The sequence below is a fragment of the Mesorhizobium sp. M7A.F.Ca.CA.004.06.1.1 genome (assembly GCF_003999135.1).
GTDB lineage: Bacteria > Pseudomonadota > Alphaproteobacteria > Rhizobiales > Rhizobiaceae > Mesorhizobium.
The window spans coordinates 1-1513 of the sequence record NZ_RZPQ01001065.1 but is presented as its reverse complement, the minus strand read 5'-3'; the positions used below and the strand labels follow the sequence as shown (position 1 = coordinate 1513).

Below are 1513 nucleotides of genomic sequence, written 5' to 3'. Positions count from 1 at the left end.
GAACAGACGCTTGACGACGCCTTCATTGCCGATCTGGGCAATGACCTGGCGGCGGGCATGCAGGTCGCCGCGCTTGCCGAGCGTCACCAGCTTCTCGACGATCGGACGCAGGTCCTTCGCCTTCGGCAAGGTCGTGACGATCTGCTCGTGCTCGAGCAGCGACACGGCGAGGTTGGCGAACATCGACTTGCGATGGCTAATGCTTCGGGCGAAGCGACGGCCTTTGAAACCGTGGCGCATGGCTCTTTTCCTTCTTCAGTTGTTCAAGAGGCCGCGGCCTCTGATGGTTTTCCGCATGACCGTCGGATCGAGCGGCCCACGCCGCCCATCCTTGGAATTCATGCTCAATATTGGTCTTCGTAACGCTTAGCGAGATCTTCGATGTTTTCCGGCGGCCAGTCCGGCACTTCCATGCCGAGGTGCAAGCCCATCGCCGCCAAGACTTCCTTGATCTCGTTCAGCGACTTGCGGCCGAAGTTCGGGGTGCGCAGCATCTCGGCTTCGGTCTTCTGGATCAGGTCGCCGATATAGACGATGTTGTCGTTCTTCAGGCAGTTGGCCGAACGCACCGAAAGCTCGAGTTCGTCGACCTTCTTGAGCAGCGCCGGGTTGAAGGCGAGCTCGGTGACGGCCTCGGCGGCGACTTCCTTCTGCGGCTCGTCGAAGTTGACGAACAGGCCGAGCTGGTCCTGCAGGATGCGGGCGGCGAAAGCCACCGCGTCCTCGCCGGTGATCGAACCGTCGGTGTCGATCGTCATGGTCAGCTTGTCATAGTCGAGAACCTGGCCCTCGCGGGTGTTCTCGACCTTGTAGGAGACCTTCTTGACCGGCGAATAAAGGCTGTCGACCGGGATCAAGCCGATCGGCGCGTCTTCGGCGCGGTTGCGGTCGGCCGGCACGTAACCCTTGCCGGTGTCGACGGTGAATTCCATGCGGATTTCAGCGCCTTCGTCCAGCGTGCAGATGACGTGGTCGGGGTTGAGGATCTCGACGTCGCCAACCGTCTGGATGTCGCCGGCAAGAACAGCACCCGGTCCCTGCTTGCGAACGACCATGCGCTTGGGACCATCGCCTTCCATGCGGATGGCGATTTCCTTGATATTCAAGACGATGTCGGTCACGTCCTCGCGCACGCCGGCGATGGACGAGAATTCATGCAGAACGCCGTCGATCTGCACGGCGGTAACAGCCGCACCGCGCAGCGAAGACAGAAGCACGCGGCGCAGCGCGTTGCCCAGCGTCAGGCCAAAGCCACGCTCGAGAGGCTCGGCGACCAGCGTGGTCAGCGTCTTCTTCTTCGACGAGAACTCGATCTTGTTCGGCTTGATCAGTTCCTGCCAATTTTTCTGGATCATGATGCTTTCCTTCCGTTGACCCGCCACCATCCAATCGTGGCGGGCGACCTGGAATGCCGCGGAGGAGCGCCCAAGGGCGCTCGCGCGGCGTTCGGTAAATGCTTAGACGCGACGCTTCTTGCGCGGGCGGCAGCCATTGTGCGGGATCGGCGTCACAT

At 61.5% G+C, this 1513-nt stretch carries 2 protein-coding genes; both read right to left on the bottom strand.

All coding sequences use genetic code 11. The annotated features are described in order from the left end of the window. On the bottom strand, nt 1–240 hold a 240-nt coding region (gene rplQ, locus EN906_RS33855), incomplete at its 3' end, for a 50S ribosomal protein L17 (protein ID WP_127375763.1). Nucleotides 241–344: 104 nt separating this feature from the next. Next, nucleotides 345–1355 carry a DNA-directed RNA polymerase subunit alpha gene (locus EN906_RS33850; protein ID WP_023812081.1) on the bottom strand — a complete coding sequence of 337 codons (1011 nt, stop codon included), beginning with the start codon at nt 1353–1355 and terminating at the stop codon, nt 345–347. Nucleotides 1356–1513: the final 158 nt, after the last annotated feature.